Annotated in this window: 17 protein-coding genes; 3 read left to right on the top strand and 14 right to left on the bottom strand. The window is 60.4% G+C overall.

Annotation, left to right across the window (positions count from 1 at the left end):
• The first annotated feature begins 36 nt into the window (after positions 1–36).
• Positions 37–540 carry a hypothetical protein gene (locus tag BGC09_RS15295; protein WP_069804896.1) on the top strand — a complete coding sequence of 168 codons (504 nt, stop codon included), beginning with the start codon at positions 37–39 and terminating at the stop codon, positions 538–540.
• Between the two features lie 450 nt (positions 541–990).
• Here the strand turns inward: BGC09_RS15295 and BGC09_RS15290 are convergent, their stop codons facing one another.
• Positions 991–1716, bottom strand: coding sequence for an SRPBCC family protein (locus BGC09_RS15290; RefSeq protein WP_084658959.1), 726 nt, complete (start codon positions 1714–1716; stop codon positions 991–993).
• Positions 1717–2330: 614 nt separating this feature from the next.
• Between BGC09_RS15290 and BGC09_RS15285 the strand changes: the two genes are divergently transcribed.
• A complete protein-coding gene (locus tag BGC09_RS15285) occupies positions 2331–3677 on the top strand; it encodes a cation:proton antiporter (RefSeq protein WP_069804892.1) in 1347 nt (448 codons plus the stop codon).
• A 172-nt stretch (positions 3678–3849) separates the two neighbouring features.
• On the opposite strand, the gene BGC09_RS22590 is transcribed toward BGC09_RS15285, so the two are convergent.
• The 10 genes from BGC09_RS22590 to BGC09_RS15235 form a co-directional block, all read right to left on the bottom strand.
• Entirely contained in the window at positions 3850–4398 is a 549-nt protein-coding gene (locus BGC09_RS22590) for a hypothetical protein (RefSeq protein ID WP_141727805.1), read from the bottom strand.
• 245 nt (positions 4399–4643) lie between these two features.
• Positions 4644–5258, bottom strand: a complete 615-nt coding sequence (locus BGC09_RS15275) for an enoyl-CoA hydratase/isomerase family protein (protein ID WP_069804889.1) — start codon at positions 5256–5258, stop codon at positions 4644–4646.
• 270 nt (positions 5259–5528) lie between these two features.
• The gene (locus BGC09_RS15270) at positions 5529–6338 is read right to left on the bottom strand and encodes an enoyl-CoA hydratase/isomerase family protein (RefSeq protein ID WP_069804887.1); all 810 of its coding nucleotides are present in this window, start codon (positions 6336–6338) and stop codon (positions 5529–5531) included.
• A 15-nt stretch (positions 6339–6353) separates the two neighbouring features.
• The gene (locus BGC09_RS15265) at positions 6354–6587 is read right to left on the bottom strand and encodes a PaaD-like zinc ribbon domain-containing protein (protein ID WP_069804885.1); all 234 of its coding nucleotides are present in this window, start codon (positions 6585–6587) and stop codon (positions 6354–6356) included.
• Positions 6584–7396: a Phenylacetic acid catabolic protein gene (locus BGC09_RS15260; RefSeq protein ID WP_069804883.1), complete on the bottom strand. Its 813-nt coding sequence runs from the start codon at positions 7394–7396 to the stop codon at positions 6584–6586. Before BGC09_RS15260 ends, BGC09_RS15265 begins: the two co-directional genes overlap by 4 nt.
• Before the next feature lie 207 nt (positions 7397–7603).
• Positions 7604–7882, bottom strand: a complete 279-nt coding sequence (locus BGC09_RS15255; RefSeq protein WP_069804881.1) for a hypothetical protein — start codon at positions 7880–7882, stop codon at positions 7604–7606.
• Entirely contained in the window at positions 7879–8232 is a 354-nt protein-coding gene (locus tag BGC09_RS15250) for a metal-sulfur cluster assembly factor (protein WP_084658958.1), read from the bottom strand. Before BGC09_RS15250 ends, BGC09_RS15255 begins: the two co-directional genes overlap by 4 nt.
• Positions 8233–8237: 5 nt before the next feature.
• The gene (locus BGC09_RS15245) at positions 8238–9188 is read right to left on the bottom strand and encodes a Phenylacetic acid catabolic protein (RefSeq protein ID WP_069804879.1); all 951 of its coding nucleotides are present in this window, start codon (positions 9186–9188) and stop codon (positions 8238–8240) included.
• A gap of 319 nt (positions 9189–9507) precedes the next feature.
• Positions 9508–10800: a M16 family metallopeptidase gene (locus BGC09_RS15240; protein WP_069804877.1), complete on the bottom strand. Its 1293-nt coding sequence runs from the start codon at positions 10798–10800 to the stop codon at positions 9508–9510.
• A gap of 291 nt (positions 10801–11091) precedes the next feature.
• Positions 11092–11667 (bottom strand): hypothetical protein, encoded by a 576-nt coding sequence (locus BGC09_RS15235; RefSeq protein WP_069804875.1) that lies wholly within the window; start codon positions 11665–11667, stop codon positions 11092–11094.
• Positions 11668–11901: 234 nt separating this feature from the next.
• Here BGC09_RS15235 and BGC09_RS15230 point away from each other — a divergent pair, with 234 nt between their 5' ends.
• Positions 11902–13074, top strand: coding sequence for an acyl-CoA dehydrogenase family protein (locus tag BGC09_RS15230; protein WP_069804873.1), 1173 nt, complete (start codon positions 11902–11904; stop codon positions 13072–13074).
• A gap of 117 nt (positions 13075–13191) precedes the next feature.
• On the opposite strand, the gene BGC09_RS15225 is transcribed toward BGC09_RS15230, so the two are convergent.
• The 3 genes from BGC09_RS15225 to BGC09_RS15215 form a co-directional block, all read right to left on the bottom strand.
• The gene (locus BGC09_RS15225; protein WP_069804871.1) at positions 13192–14457 is read right to left on the bottom strand and encodes a TRM11 family methyltransferase; all 1266 of its coding nucleotides are present in this window, start codon (positions 14455–14457) and stop codon (positions 13192–13194) included.
• 9 nt (positions 14458–14466) lie between these two features.
• A complete protein-coding gene (locus BGC09_RS15220; protein WP_069804869.1) occupies positions 14467–15384 on the bottom strand; it encodes a restriction endonuclease in 918 nt (305 codons plus the stop codon).
• Between the two features lie 156 nt (positions 15385–15540).
• Positions 15541–16338: an HAD-IIA family hydrolase gene (locus tag BGC09_RS15215; RefSeq protein WP_069804867.1), complete on the bottom strand. Its 798-nt coding sequence runs from the start codon at positions 16336–16338 to the stop codon at positions 15541–15543.
• Between the last annotated feature and the right edge of the window lie 42 nt (positions 16339–16380).

The raw sequence follows: 16380 nt of genomic DNA, 5'->3' as shown, positions 1-16380 counted from the left end.
TACAACTGACTCAGCGTTGGGAGGTTTTTCCCCTTGATGGATCTGGTAGCCTATCTTGTGCTGGATGTGCCCTTTATCCTGGTGGTCTATCTGGCCGTGCTGCTCTTCACCCGGCCCGGGCGCGTGCCAACGCTGGTGGCGCTCCTCGGCGGCCTTGTCATGGCAGTAATCAATATGCTGGCCGATCTCCTGGCCTACTATCTCCATTTGTGGCATTATACGCTTCCCGGCCTGGTGCTCCACTTGCCTCTGCCTTTCTATATCCCTGACATCTTTATCTACGGGGGCATTGGCTATCTGGCGATCTGGCTGCTCTGGCATCGCCGTTCCTGGCAGTGGGTGGCGATCGCCCTCCTGGTCGCGACACCACTGGTGCGCGCGCTCTTCGATTACGCCCGCGCGGCAACGGCCAGCGGCTACATTGTCTGGGATAGCCCCTTCGCGGGCCTCTTCGACCTCTTTCAGTATCTGGTCGCTTTCTACGCAGGCTACCTGCTCTTCACGCTGTGCGTGCGCACCTATCTCAGCCATCACCAGTAGGGCCTGCCCGCCTGTCGGACAAGCCTCCTCCGGTGAAGCGGCGAGGAGCGACGCCTTTCAGCCAGGCAGGCTGCTGTGAGGGCAGCCCAGGAGTGGCAAGGCAGCAAGGATGACGACCGCCACAAGAGAGGAGAAAAGGGGCGCGTTCTCGTTGGTGGCACAGGACAGAGCAAAGAAAGAAGCAGATGGCGAGCAGATAAGCACCGGAATACTATGGTGAACAAGGAGAAGGCGTACGCCTGCCCTTGTCCGGCGTGCGCTGCGCGCTCGTGGCAGGCTCTCTGCTCCGATCATGCCTGGTCTGGCGGACAGAGAGCCAAAGGACAAGGCACCGCCGGGCCAGGGAGCGCGAAGACGGGCGAAGAGAGCCGCCTTTCGCTCGTTCCCTCGCCTCTTGCACCCGGCCTGCCTGAACTGGTGCCAGGATCAGAGAGAGAACCTGACGTGTCTTCAGGCCAGCAATCGCCGCGGTAGCCTGGTTCCTACCCAGACAAGCAAGAGCAGGACCGCCAGCATGGCCGTACGGCGGATCGCCTGCACCCAGCGCTCTTCTGCCTGCGGATCACCGCCTCCGAGGCGCAGACGGCGCACCAGGCTATGGAGCGGCGTTCTGCCCCTAGCTGGTAGACCTGACTCACTGGCCCTGATGGCCTCTGGCGGCCAGGCCCGTTCCTGACGCTGAGCGCTCACCTGGTTTGGCTGGGCCGCTACTTCCGAGGCCTCTTCGATCTCAGGCGGGCGCATCACGCGCAGCTGGTCAGCCAGGCCCAGGAAGAACTGCTGAATGAGCATTTTGGTTGTGCCGCGCAACACAGGTGCGGGCAAGAGACCAGCCCGCCCAACGTTCAAAACCCCCTGGTAGGAGACGACGGTATTATGCTCACGCCGCAGTAGACGCACCCAACCCTCTCCCCGCACTGGACCGTGGCGGCTCTCACCTTCGACGGTAATGCGATAGCAGTGAGGGTACTCTTGATCAGAGACAGTGACCAGCCCTTCGTAACTACCTCGCAGCGGGGCATGCCTGACAGCCAGCCTGATGGCATAGCGATTCTCATCCAGAGCCTCCAGGTGCTCTACCCCCGGCAGGACCTGGCGGAGAATCTGTTGATCCATCAGGCATTTCCATACTTCTTCAGGAGTTGCCTGGAGTGTGTATGCTCCCTCAACGTCCATAGGATAATTCCTTAAAGATCAATAATTGCCGCCCTCATTATAGAAGAGGAGGTCCTCACTGACAAGCGGATCGGAGATCTTTGTGAAAATTGTTGCCTCCCCTTCCCATCTGCTTGCATGCGCTGGCCGCCAGGAGAGAGCAGGTCGATCCCGATTCTATGGTCCTCAGCCCAAACTGGTGCTGGTGTGCCCCTGAGCCAGCAGCACCCCCTTGCCAGCATCGGCTATCCTCCCCTATACTAAAATGGACAGGCATCGAAAGCGAAAGCATACGTTGTTTTCTCGCTCATAGACTGAGGAGTGCCGGGAAGTCTGGTCGGCCCCGGCACTCCTCTTTTCTTTACCGCACACTTTTACTCGTTCCGCTCAGCGCAGGATCAGCCTCCCCGGCGCTGCCCCCCGCTTCTGTCTCCGCGTGTATGCCACACGCCACACTCGCGCCGGTCGAGGGAAGCGGATCAAACTCAGTCTGGCATCGCCCATGACAGGAGAAGAAGGAGGTCAGCCATGCTCTCGTTTCGGGGCGAGAAGCAGGCTGGTGCGGAGCGAGCCAGAGGCGCTTCAAGTCACGACTTGCACACGCCTCGGAATCCGAAGAAAGGAGGTCGCATTGCATGCCGATCCCACTGGTGGAGAGCTACCTTATCCTTTTCTTGCTCATTGCTCTGGTGACCATCCTGGTCACACGCTGGATCGCCGTTCCCTATACCCTGGGCCTGGTGATCGTCGGGCTGCTCTTAAGCGCCCTTCATCTCCTTCCTCCGCTGCAACTTGACCCTGAGCTGGTGCTCTTTGTCTTCTTGCCAGCCTTGCTCTTCGAAGGGGCCTGGTCGCTGAATTGGCAGTTGCTCAAGAACGAGTGGCGCAGCATCTTCTTCCTCGCCGGCCCGGGGCTGATTCTCTCGCTCTGTCTGATCGCTGCCCTGCTCCACTGGCTGGAAGGGCTTGACTGGAGGGTCGCTTTCCTGCTGGCAGCCATTCTGTCGCCCACCGATCCAGTGGCCGTGCTGAGCCTCTTTCGCCAGCTCCATCTCGATGAGCGCCTGGCGGTGATCATCGAGGGCGAAAGCCTTTTCAATGACGGCGTGGCCGGCGCACTCTACCAGGTTTTTCTGGCCGTCGTCCTGCTGGCCCTCCCAGCAGAGTCCACCCAGCCTGCCACGGGCCTGCCCCTGCCCCTGATGGGGTTGCTGCTCTTCCTGTTAGAAGGGGGAGGCGCCCTCGTCCTGGGTCTCTTCGGCGGCTGGTTGCTCTGTCAGCTGCTACGCCACATCGACGACGCCCTGAGCGAGATCGGCCTGACGATCCTCGCCGCCTATGGCCTCTACCTGCTGGCGGATCGCCTCCATCTCTCGGCCATCATTACGGTGATCGTGGTCGGTCTGCTCCTCGGGAACTATGGCCGACGCATCGGCATGTCTGCCACCACCCGCGCCGCGGTCGACACTTTTTGGAGCGTTGTGGCCTTCATCGCCAACGCTCTACTCTTCTTGCTGATCGGCGCTCAATTGAATCCGCTCGCCTTGCCACCACTGCCAGGGGGAGCCCTGGTCAGCCTGCTGAGCGCGGCCTTTGCCATCGGCGTGGTACTGCTGGCACGCCTGTTCCTGGTCCTGTTGCTGGCTGCCCGCTCCTGGCTGACCATTGCCGGACGCAAGGGCCTCTTGCCTTTCACCTGGCAACTGGTCATCTTCTGGGGAGGACTGCGCGGTGCGCTTTCGCTCGCTCTGGCCCTGGCACTGCCGTTGACGCTGCCACAGCGCCCGCTCATCCTGGCCTCCACCGGAGCCGTTGTGCTCTTCACCCTGCTCGTCCAGGGGCTCAGCATGCGCTGGCTCCTGCTCCGGCTGCCTTCTTTGCGTGACCACCAGATTGCTGCCGACTCCGATGCTGAGGCGGATCAGCCACCACCTGCGGCCCCTGGCAAGTCGGGAACCGGACAGGTAGCAGAAGATCGCTGAGGCTCCTTTCCTGTCCCAGCTCCTCTCTCCGAAGCGATGAGCGCAGCACTGGCCGGGCCAGCTTGCTCCACTAAGCCAGCCAGCCACGCCCTCTCATAAAGCAGCCAGGCTGCTAAAGCGCTGCGTCCAGCTCCGCTGGCACCAGCAGCAGTATCGCATTGCTGCTACGGGCTTACTGGACCGCAATGGTGAAGGAGAGACGCAGAACATATTGCGGGCAGAGTTGATGCGGTTGACAGAGCGGGCGAGCCGAAAAGACGACTTCGCTCTGTCCACTGCCCTGGGCCACATAGCGCCAGATACAGGCGTGAGCCTGCTGGGAGGCATACCCCGCCGGCTGCTGCAGCTCCAACACTCCTTGAGAGCCTGCCGGCGTCCCCCAGCGCTGACCAAAAGGCAGCTCGAAAATCACCACCGCACCTCGGTGCACCGTAATTGTCTGCCCGTTCTGCGCGCTCTTCACTATCACTGCCTGGGCCGGCAACGGCGCATTGACCACTACGTCGCTGGGACAGCCATGACTGGTGCCATATCCCTTGACAGTCGTAGCTGTGGGCGTGGGGACACTCTTCGTCGGTGAGGGAGTCGCTTGACTGCCCGCACCAGTCGCCGTGGAGTTAGTGCCACAGGCACTCAGTCCCACCAGTAGCGCCACTAAGGCTGGAACAATGACAAACCACCATGATCTGCAACGAATACCAAAAACCTTACTATGACGCATAGACGATCTCCTTACGCCCAACAATTCTCTATTGCTCAGCTCACGAGGGCAGTCCCAAGAGGCTGCTGCCTTCATGGGAAAAACGTTGAAAGCGGCGAGAAAGTTCCCTCGACCAGGAGCAGGAAGACAGAGAGCACCGGCTATGGCCCAGACGCCGCTCCTTTACGTTACGGCACCGCAGGCCGCTGCCGATAAGTAGCAAGCGGAGGAGCAACTCAGAGGATAGCTTTGCGCCGTAGAGGCTCCTATGAGCGTGCCTGGCGCTGACCCAGCGTGGCCAGCATCACCAGTAATTCCTCAGCTTCGCTCAGGAAGCGCCGCGCTGGTAATACCTGATGCACCAGACCAAGGCGGAAAGCTTCTCTTGCCTTCAGGGTTTCGCCAGTCAAGATGAGACGCATAGCGGCCTGATAGCCGATCAGGGAGGGAAAGTAAGCGGCAGCCACCGGCGGAAAGACTCCCAGGGTCACTTCGGGTAAGCCAAAGACTGCGTCTTCGCGCGCAATCACTGTATCGCAGAGGGCCGCCAGCTCGCAACCGCCGCCAAGGGCATAGCCTTTGACCAGGGCTACCGTCGGAATGCCCCGGCTCCGTAGCTGCTCAAAAGCCGCACAATTGTCATAGACAGCGCGCAACATCTCTCGCTCACGCCCGTCGAGATGATCACGTATGTCTACTCCTGCACTAAATGCCCGCTCACCTGCCCCGGTGATCACCAGCAGGCGCGGTGGCTTCTGCACAGCACTCCGCAGCGCACGTGTGATCTCATCGAGTGTGGCAATCGTCAAAATATTGAGCGGAGGGCGATCGAGAATGAGCCAGAGCACGCCATCGCGCTCGCGCAGATGGATCTCCGCCATAGCCTTTCCTTGCTTGCATCCTGCTGAAAAAGAAGACGCTGAGCCGGAGTTGAGGAATATTGTAGCATCTCAGAAGCGAAGACGTAAAGCAGGAGAGCCAGGAAGAGCACGACCTCCGCAGCAGAGCAAGCGGGCATGCAGGCCGAGGCCGCGCTGCTGCTGTCGTGCCCTTCCCAGACATGGAATGGATAGATCCGATGACATCGCTGAGCTACGTCGTTGAGAGTGAACAGTTGTCTGCTCTGGCGATTGGTTGGCAAGCCGACCTGCTCAGCGCCCCGTGAAATGCTTCTCCTGGCGCTTCTCAATGTAGGCGGCCAGCCCCTCCTTCGCATCCTCGCTCTGGAAACAGAGCTGCTGCAGCTCTCGCTCTAGAGCCAGGCCCTCGGCCAGCGCTACCTCCGCGCCCGACTGCACAGCTCGCTTGATGCGACCGACGGTGCGCGAGGCGCTGTTAGGTGGACAGAAGCGCCTGGCATAGGCCATGATCTGCTCCCAGTAGCTTTCAGGCTCATAGATATAATTGACCAGGCCAAGCTCCTGAGCTTCCTCAAAGCTGATCAGCTTGCCCTCGCTCATCAGCTCGATGGCCTTGTTCTTCGGCAAGGCCCGCGCCAGGCGCTGGGTCCCGCCGGTCCCGGGCAGGACGCCGAGCGAGACCTCTGGCAGGCCGATCTTGCCCGCATTGCGCCGCGCAATGCGAATATCGCAGGCCAGAGCGATCTCCAGGCCACCGCCGACGGTGTGGCCGTTGAGGGCCGCAATCACCAGCTTGGGAGTCTGCTCCAGCCGCAGCAGGGTTTCATTGGCATGGAGGCAGAAATAGTATTTATAGGTCGGCGAGACCGAATTGAGCATGCTGATATCCGCGCCAGCGCAGAAGAAGCGCTCGCCCGCGCCGCGCAAGACCAGCACGTGCACGTTCTCATCAAAGCGCGCCTGCAGGATCGCCTCATCAAGCTGGCGCATCATCTCATAGCTGTAGGTATTGGCTGGCGGATTCGTCAGTTCGATGATGGCAACCCCATCGCTCACACTATAGTTGACCAGCGTCCGCTCGCGCTCTGTCGTCGTCGTCATCGCTGTTCTTCCTTTCTACTCTTCAGGCGAAATCAGCTTCGCCTTCGCGTCTTCAAGGACATCGTCGTCTTTGATGTACTCAAATGGTGTATGACACCTGTTACAGTAATATTGCGCTGTCAATAGCTGCTGGCCGAAGAGAGAGAACAGCTCGGTCTCCGTCGAGCCGCAGAAAGGACAGCGTGCTCGCCCCGTCGAGGGCGAGTGCTCCTCAGCTTTGGCCCACGCAGAAGCGCGCTCCTCGCTCATGGCTGACCCTCCCCTCCCAGTGCCTGCTCTGGCGCCTGCTGGCTGGCGGGACGCAGGCGGCGGCTGTCGGCCTCCCAGCGCTCCCAGGGGAGAGCCTGCTCCGGCAGCCAGCGCTTGCTCTCGGGATCGAAGCGGGCGGGCATCTCGATGGCGAGGCCCTCCAGTAGTGGCATCACCCGCTGGAGGTAGCGACTGCGCAGCTCCGCTGGCGGGGCATCAATGAAGCCATCACGGTAGAGCTGGCCCATTACTGGGTCATCATCGGGACCGAACCAGCAGAGCGTTTCCTCCCACAGCCGTTGCAGCGAGGAGAGTAACGCCTGACGCACCGCCCCGCCGGCCCTGGCCAGGCGTCGCACCCACCCCTCGGCATGTGCGCGATGGACCTGCTCTTCCTGAACAATTTTGCGGGCACGCTGTCGTAACGGCTCATAGGCCGAGTGCTGCGCGGCCTCGAAAAAGGTCGTCAGCGCTCCATCGAGCAGGAAATTCGTGGCTACAAAATCGGACCAACCGGCGAACTCGCGATCGAGAAAGGCCAGATGGTAGCGCAGCGTTCGCGTTTCCGGGGCCACCTGGCGCGGGTCAGTGGCCGCCTGAGCGAAATCTTCCAGCAACGGATAGAGCGTGCGCGCGTGGCCGATCTCATCCTGAGTCATGGCGGCGGCGGCTACCGCCGCTTCCAGGGCGGGCGCCCCATTTGCCCAGTAGGCATAGCGCCGTCCCATCGCCTGCTTATTGTCCGCCAGCGAGGCCAGGACCGCGAAGAGCGCCGCGTTATCGATGCGTGCAGCAGCAGTACCTGTCATAGCACCACGCTCACTTTACCTTGCAGCAAGCAGAGGAGGAAAGAAGCCACAGCCGTCTCAGGCAGCATGCTGCTGCGGCTAGCCACTCCTCCCTGCCCCTTTCAGAGTTACCCAGGCCAGGGCCCACCTGCCCAGAGTGACAGTACAGTAGCCTGTCGAACAGGGGCGAGGAGGCCACATCTCAGTCATCCAGACAGTCCAGGCGAGTCAGGGAGCAATCACGGTCACAATGCAATCGCGCGGCACCAGCACCATCTCGATCCAGCTGAACTCGTCGTAGATGCTGCGCGCATAGACCCGAGCCAGCTCCACATCGTCGGCCACCACATTGCCAATCTCGTGGAGCGGCTCATCGTACTTGCGCCGCGCATAGACATGCCACACGCGCCGCTCATTGAGGGCTTCCCGTCGGGGCCGGTCCGGGCCGAGACCGGCCTCCGCTCCAGCACCAGGTGGGGCTTGTAGATCGCTGCTCATGCTCTTCATGCCGAGATCCCCCAGGTACGCATCAGCTCGATGCCTTCCTCGCTCAGTCGCTCCTTGCTCCACACCGGGTCCCAGACCACTTCGATGCGCACGGCGCGCACCCCCGGCTCACGCAGGAGACGCTCCCGAATATCATCCATAATGAAGTCCATCGCGGGACAGCCCAGAGCCGTGAAGGTCAGCTTCACGTTGACCACACCGTCGCGCTGCTTCAAGTCGACGATCAGCCCCATGTCGACGACGCTAATCGGGATCTCGGGATCGGTCACCTCGCGCAGAGCATCCCAGAGCGCCGGACAGCTGGGATCATCGGCAGGATGCGTACGCAGCGATGGATAGACCGCCGTCATGGCTCTTACTCCTGCTCCAAAAGACGCAGCATCTCGCGCTTGCCGCGCTGAATCAGAGCGACAAACTCCTCGTTAGCCGGACCACGCGCCTTCCAGCGCTTGAGTACGTCGTCCCAGCTGCACGGGCCTTCCTCCAACAGCCAGCGCTTGGCTTTGGCGTCGAACTGCGCCGGGAAGGGGCAGTCCAGAACATATTTCTGCTGCTCCGGGTCGTAGTGCGCAGGCACCTTCAGCTGTAGCTCTTCACAGAGCGGGACCGCCGTCGACATCCAGATCTGGCGCAGCTCGTCGTTGGTGTGCCCTTTGAAACCATACTCCAGCTGCTCGCTGTGCTTCTTCAGGTCATCAGGCAAGCCAAACCACTCGACGGTCAGCAGGAACATCCAGTCGACGGCCTTCTGCAGTTGCTCGTGACCGTCCGGCGTGGCGTTGAGACGCCGCATCCACTGCTCGCCATGACGCAGATGAAAGGTCTCCTCTTTGTCTACTTTCACCAGGGCCCGCTTCCACGGTCCGAAGGTGGTGCTGTGATAGACGTCGCTGAGCAGGACATAGCCGGCACGATCATAAAAGGCGTTGGCGACAATTAGCTCTACCCAGTTATCCAGCGGCACATCAAAGGCATAGGGGTACTTGAACTGGCGCGGATCACGCTCAAAAATGAGCTGCTCGGTGTCAACACCGAGGTCGCGCAGCAGGCGATAGGCAATGTGCGCGTGCCCTAGCTCGTCCTGGATAATGGACACGGCTGAGCCAAAGGCGTTCAAGGTGGGGGCATGGACGGCAGCATGATAATAGGCGGGGGCACTGATCAGCTCGGTATCGGCGGAGACCGTCAGGATGCGCTTGATCCCTTCAAGATAGAGCGGACTCATGTGCTCCACCGCTTCGATGAGCTGCTGCCTGCGGATGCGATTCAAAAGAGCTTCTTCGCTCTGCAAGGCTGGTGCGACCATAGCTGTTGCTCCTTGCTCTTGGAACGAAACCACTCCCGGCCCCCTCGCTGCGCCTCACCTTCTGCCCGCGAAACCCACGCACACCTCCTCCCTCATCAGGCCCTCGCGCCCTTCGCTGCCAGAGCCTGCTTGCTCACACGGCTCGCTGGCCGCACGAGCAAGCAGTCAGGCCCGCAATTGGCAAGGTCGCGGCTGGCTCTTCCCCAAGGGTAGCCAGGGTTTGCTTCCAGCCATATATCCATATGGACATATCAAATTGTACGCTGAGAGACAACGAAAGTCAAGACGGCGGTGGCGCCGCCACATCGTTGACCACAGCTCAGGCAAACGGCAGCAGGTCACCGATCAGCTCTGCGCGGCTCAGTGGTCCGATGGCGGCCACCGTCAGCGGCTCTAATGGCGAGAATTCCTGCAGTACATGCATGACCTGCTCGGCGGTCACGGCGTCGATGGCCTCCTTGACTTCGTGGGGTGTACGCAGGCGGCGCTCATACCACCACGAGCGGGCGTTAGCGCTCATGCGCGCGCCCGATCCTTCGCTGCGCATAATGTGCTCGCTCTTGAGCTGCACGCGGGCGCGCTCCAGCTCGTCCTCGGTCAGACCTTCCTCGCGCAGGCGTCGCAGTTCATTGAGGATGACCGCCAGGCACTCGTGTCCCTGCTCGGGGGTGGTACCGGCGTAGACGCGCAGCGACCCAATGGCCTTGTTGCTGCTCAGGCCCGCCGAGACGCTGTAGACCAGGCCGCGTTTTTCGCGTACTTCGACAAAGAGGCGCGAGGCCATATTGCCGCCGAGGGCCTCACCGATGATCTGGGCCGCGTAGTAGTCGGGATGGGTATAATTCGGGAAGGGCACCATCAGCCCCAAGTGCTCCTGTTTGCCTTCCTGATGTTCCAGGACAACGGTGTTCGAGGGGCGCGGATGTTGTTCTGGCGAGGGGCTGGCCGCCCCCTGCCAGTCGCTAAAGAGCTGCTCGACCTTGGTCACCACGTGCTCCCAGTCGAAGTTGCCGGCAATCGAGAGCAGGGCATTATTCGGACGGTAGCGCTCCTGCCAGAAGGCGAGCAGGTCCTCCTGCTGGAGGGCGCGCACGCTCTCCGCTGTTCCGTAGATGAGGCGTCCGAGGGCGCTGCCGGCGTAGAAGTGTGAGCGGGCCAGATCAAAGATACGGCTCATCGGCTCGTCGTCGCGACGCCGAATCTCTTGCAGGATAATACTGCGCATCTGCTCTAACTCGTCGCGGGGGAAGGTCGGCATCAGCAGCACTTCGTGGAAGAGATCCAGGGTGGCATCCAGCTTGGTATTGACAATCTGGGCCCAGACCTGCGTTGTCTCCAGCGTCGTGCTCGTTCCCTTGCGCGCTCCCAGCGATTCGAAGGCCTCATTCAGCGTGCGAGCATCCTTCTCTTTCGTTCCCTGAAATAGCATATACTCGAACAGGTGGGCCAGTCCGCTCTTATCCTCTGGCTCGTGGATCACCGCGGCATCGAGCTGAAAGCCAAAGGTCACTGACCGCAGGCTGGGCATATACTGCCCGATAATCTCTAAGCCATTGGGCAGGCGATGATAGAAAAAGTCCGGTGGCAACTGCAGATCGTGTTGACTATCCATAGAGAAGCGACTTTCCTTTCCAATTTCCCTGGCTAGCTTTGGGGAGCCACTGATTGATCTGCGCTGATTCCTTTCGCTGATTCCTTACACTACAGCCAGTATATCATAATGGGCCTGCGCCGTTGCTCAACGCGCCTGACGACGGCTCCGCCTTCGTCTGACTATTCCGGCTGCAGCCAGGCGGGACGGCCTGCAGCCCTATGCTGTGCTGACCCTTCCTCCCCCACGAGGGAGCAAGCCGGGCCGGAGGGCGTAGGATCAAACACAGGGCAGCCCCGCTTGCTAACGGCATCAGCGGCGAGGCCACGGTGTGTGAATCTCGGGCAGCGGTCTGGTAGCGCTATGCTCGTAGAGCACCAGCAGGTACCAGCCGAGTGTTGCCAGCAAGGGCAGCAGGCTCAGCCCAGCGGCTACCGGCTCGATAGTCAGCATCCCGCTCATGCGCGTGTGCGGCAGGCAAATGAGCTGGTTGAAATGCAGCAGGGGACGTTCGGTGAGGTCCTGCCACTCCCAACAGGGGCAGGGTACGGCGCCTTCCTCAGCGCCTCGTTCATGAACACGGCTCCAGCGATAGAGGGGACCATGCAAGCCGATGAGGATGCCGTCGCGGCTCCACAGCTGAGGTTCGAAGACGGCCAGCTCTTCGCCGTGTTCATCGCCCTGACGAATGGCTACTTGAGGAAGCCAGAGGCCGCGACGCTCAAAGCAGAAGCGTCCCTCGGCCACCTCAGCCAGGGCCGTGGTGCCTGCGAGCCGCTGAAAGCTGATGAGCGCCAGCGTCTCTTCTCCCGCCAGCAGCCGATGGCTGCGGAGGGTTCCCTCGCGCCAGTGCAAGGGATGATCAGCGCAATCACGAATCGCACGCATAAAGCCACTCCTTTCTTGTCTTCATGAGCCTGGACGCCCCGCGCCTGCTATTCAGGTAGGCTCCCCTGCCATCCCTCAATGCCAGCGCCAGTGGCAGCCAGTCGGAAAAGATGAAATGAACCCGTTTGCGCGGACCGCGTCCCTACCCCTCCCGTCTCCTGAACTGCGTGCTATAATCTTTGCCAGGGTGACCTGAGATGAAGTGTCCCCTTAGTGCGCGACAAGGAGGCCAGCGTGGATTTCTCCCTGACAGAGGAGCAAAAGCTGATTCAGCAGACCGTGCGCCAGTTTGTTGAGCGTGAACTGATGCCGCTGGAGCAAGAGGTCCTGCGCAATGAAGGGCGCTACCCAACGGGGATTGAGCCGGAGCGTTACCGGGCTTTGCAGCGCAAGGCTAAGGAGCTGGGTTTCTGGGGTATCAACACGCCGGAGGAGTACGGCGGCGCTAACCTGGGATCGGTGATGACCGCCCTCATCCAGATGGAGCTGGGACGCACCATTGTGCCTTTCAGCTTCGGCGGCAGCGTCGATAACATTCTTTTGCACTATAGCAACGAGAAGCAGAAGCAAGAATACGTGATCCCAGTGATCGAGGGGAAACGCATCTCATGCTTCGCTCTCACAGAGCCGGGAGCCGGCTCTGATCCTTCGGCGATCCGCACGAGCGCCGTCAAAGATGGCAACCACTGGGTGATCAACGGCCAGAAGGTCTTTATCACCAACGGCAATGAGGCCGACTTCGCTATGGTTTTCGCCGTCACCGACCGCGAGAAGCCTCCCCAGAAAGGCGGCGTGACCTGCTTCCTGGTGGACCGTGCGCTGGGCTGGACTTCGCGCCCCATCCCTACTATGGGCGGCTGGTCGCCAGCCGAGCTGTTTTTCGATAACGTGCGCGTGCCCGAGGATCATGTGCTGGGCGAGGTCGGCCAGGGCTTCTCGTTGGGCATGCAATGGATCGGTCAGGGGCGCTGGCTGATCGCCGCTCGCGCCGTCGGAACCGCTGAGCGCCTGTTGCAGATGGCCATCGATTATGCCCGCCAGCGCGTCACCTTTGGTAAGCCAATCGCTGAACGCCAGGCTATCCAGTGGATGCTGGCCGATTCGGCGGTGGAGATCCAGGCCACGAAGTGGCTGACACTGCACGCGGCCTGGAAGGCCGATCAGAAACAGGATAACCGCTACGAGGCCAGCATCGCCAAGCTCTACGGCTCCAATATGGTTAATCGCGTGGTCGACCGCGCCCTCCAGATTCACGGTGGCATGGGCTATACCAGGGAGTTGCCCATCGAGCGTTGGTATCGCGATGTGCGCGTGACGCGCATCTATGAGGGGACGGACGAGATTCAGCACTATATTATCGCCCGCGCACTGCTGAAGGGCTACGTGCGCCTCGGCACCTGGGACTGAAAGACTCTTGAGCAAGGGCCGCGGCCAGACCATCCACATGAGAAGCACATGATGGCCCTGCTTGCCGAAGGTAGGGCCATCGTGCCTCTCCATTCTTCCTCCTCTCCTGCTCCCGGCTTACGGCTTGCGGGCGGAGATGACGTACTCGAAGAGCTCCTTTTTCGAGGAACGCTTGCGCAGGGTGGTAATCTCTATCTCGCAGAAGCCTTGCGCTTCCAGCATCGCAGCAAAGATAGCCTCCACAGGGATCATTACATCGTAAAATTTTGCATTGCCTATAATATAGTAAATTTTTCCAGAGCTGCGCAAAACCTGTTTGATCTCCTGAAAATGTAGATACATATCGCAGAAATATTTATGGACGTACTTAGACAGAATCTGACTCTTATCAGCAATCCTTGTGAGAAGGGCGGGGAGATCATCAAAAGGAATCGTCAGCGAAGGTGGTGGTTCCCAGCGGCTGAGCTGACTGGTCGCGGAGCCCCAGGTACCTCCAATAGCTAACCAGTCCAGCTCTCCGGCCTCGCGCCCGTTCTTGAGATAACCCAGCCAATACATGTAGGGGCGCAGCTCACGGATATAACTGATACGGTTGGGATAGGGAGGAGAGGTCAGCACCAACGTGTAGCGTTCTGGCCCCAGAGAAGAACGTAAGGCGCGGGCATCGCCGAGCATACAGCGCGGAATGACCTTGATGGGCGAGTATGCTGCTGCCGCGAGAGACTGCGTCGCTTGCAGCCAGGTTGCAAGCACCTCTGCACAGGGGGTGTCTTCAAAGAGGGAAGCAGCATAGTAGCTTGTTGGAGCCGGTCGAAAAGAGAGGGACTGATGGCCAGGGCCAGCCTGTGAGTGGGCCATGAGGGTGCGGCAAAAGGCCAGGTGGAGGAGATTGAGGCTGGCTTTGGGTAGGACCTTTGAACGGCTCTGAATGGCTTCGAACAGTCGAGCCAGTACTTCCAGATAGGGCACATCCCACCATTTTTCGATCTGATGCAGAGGCGGCCTCCAGGCGGAACTGGCCTCCCCTGGCCGAGACAGCTCTGCTGCGATATCGCTCGCAGCTGTCATGAACAGCTCAATTTCGGCGCGACTGAAGGGGTAGGTTTTTGTCTGGGCCAGCCAGACCAGGAAGGGATTGATGTCGGTGGTCTCGCACGGAATCCCTTCCTCAGCGCAGGCCAGGGCTGTCGTGCCGGTGCCGCAGAATGGATCGAGCACCAGCGAATCGCCTGGCGGGAGCCCGGCCAGCAGCTCCTTGATCAGCGTCACCGAGTGAGCAGGAGTGAGCTTGAGCCAGCCATAGCGCGTCTCTGGCCGGTTCCCCTGAAAGCTGAGATGGTAATTGCGTCTCAGCGCTGCCACTCTCTGGGTCGAGCACGGCATCTCAACAAGTTACTCTTCGAAATAGTCGCTATCGATCTTTTTCAAGATGTAGCGCGTTTCTTCAGTTACACCCACTCCGTGATCGATCATTAATTGGGCCATCTGCTCGCCATCGATTAAGACAATACTCAGATTATCAACGCTACGAGCATAGTTTTGGGCGCCGGTGGAGAAAGTGCCAGTCGTCATAAAGATCCCTTTACGGGCTTTCTTGCCCATCAAAGCCCCTGCAAATGCTTGCACTTCGGGGCTGCCAACTGCCCCTTGCCAGCGTTTGGCTTGCACGTAAATGCGATCGAGACCCAGGCGGTCCTCATAAATCACGCCATCGACTCCGCCATCGCCGGTACCACCCAGCGCCTGGGCCGCCTCTTTGCGCGAGCCACCATAGCCCATTGCCAGCAATAAATCCAAAACCAACCGTTCGAAGAAGCCTGGGGTACTCTTCCTGACGCGCTCGAGCAGCTCCTGAGCGAGTTCGCGCTTGAGCGTCTGATAGGTCGTCTCTAACAGCTCCTGGGGAGTCTGGCCGGAGCGATCGAGCGCCTCCTGGGCGGCAACTGGCGACTGCCCATTATGGGACGAGGAAGCCAGGAACTGCAGGAACTCGGGGAAGCGCTTCAGGTAGGCCACATCCAGCGTCGATGGTCGCTCTATCAACACCCTCCTACCACGCTCGGTAATGCGGAAGCGCCCGCGGCCTGTGCTCGCGAGCAACTGCGCTTTTTGCAGATACGTACGGGCCCACGAAAGACGGTTCCAGAACTTGGCCTGTTTCCCGCTGGGAAGCGGCTCATTGCGTTCGGTCTCACTGAGAGCGAAGCGCCGGGCCACAAGCTCAGCCGCTTCGGTCAGGGTATGCTCCTGGCCATCGCCAGCCAGCTCCAGCAAAGGCCAGAGAAACTCTTGAAAATTGGGGACAGGCATGACCTTTCTCAGCAGGGCAGAATTGTCGGAATGCCACCATTATAGCACAGCGTGTGAGCTGAAGCTATTCCCCTCCAAAAGAAGAGCAGGATCTCCACTTCGTTCGTAGAGAATCCTGCACACAGACCATCGTCAACAGAAGAAGAGCGTGAACCGTCATGATTTGACCTGCTGCAGCTGGCGCAGCAGATCGGCCAGGTCTTCATAGACGTGCTCGGGCTTGATTGGAGAGACCTCGATATCGGCGCGGCTATTGCGGCCCGAGAGCACCAGGATCGTATGTGTCCCGGCGGCCTGACCGGCCAGAATATCCACATCCAGGCCATCGCCAATCATGACGGTCTCTTCCGGCTTACTGTCCAGGCGCTCCATAGCCTCCACCAAGAGCATTGGCTCCGGTTTGCCCACCACCTCCGGCGTCACACCAGTACCGGCCTCGATGGCCGCCGCCAGCGTCCCGCAGCCCGGCAGGAAGCCGCCGCCGGCGATGGGCAGCAACGGGTCGCGATTGATCGTAATAAAGAGGGCCCCGGCCAGCACGATGCGCACCGCGCAGGTCAGCTTGCTATAATCGAAAAAGCGATCCAGACCGACCAGCACCACATCAGCCTCCTCCGCATCGACCTCTACCACTGTCAGGCCATACTCCTGTGCCAGCTCGACGAGCGGCTGCTCTCCCACAATGTAGACGCGCGCCCCAGGCAAGCGGCGGGCGATATTCTGCATAGCGGCCTGGCCTGCGCTCATCAAATGCTCGGGGCTGGCCGGGATACCCAGGCGCTCCAACTTCGCCAGAATCTGTGAACCCGTAGCGAACGAGTTATTCGTCAAAAAGATATACTTTTTACCGTTGGCCTCCAGCCACTGCACGAACTCGCGTGCGCCTGGCAGCAGCTCGTTCCCACGGTAAACCACGCCGTCCAGATCGATCAGGTAGGTCGTATAAGGCAGCATAGATCTTCTTTCCGTAACGTTCGGCAAAGCACAAGCAAGGAT

Source organism: Thermogemmatispora onikobensis, assembly GCF_001748285.1.
Classification (GTDB): domain Bacteria; phylum Chloroflexota; class Ktedonobacteria; order Ktedonobacterales; family Ktedonobacteraceae; genus Thermogemmatispora; species Thermogemmatispora onikobensis.
The sequence above is the reverse complement of the archived record's forward strand: the minus strand, read 5'-3'. Positions and strand labels throughout refer to the sequence as shown.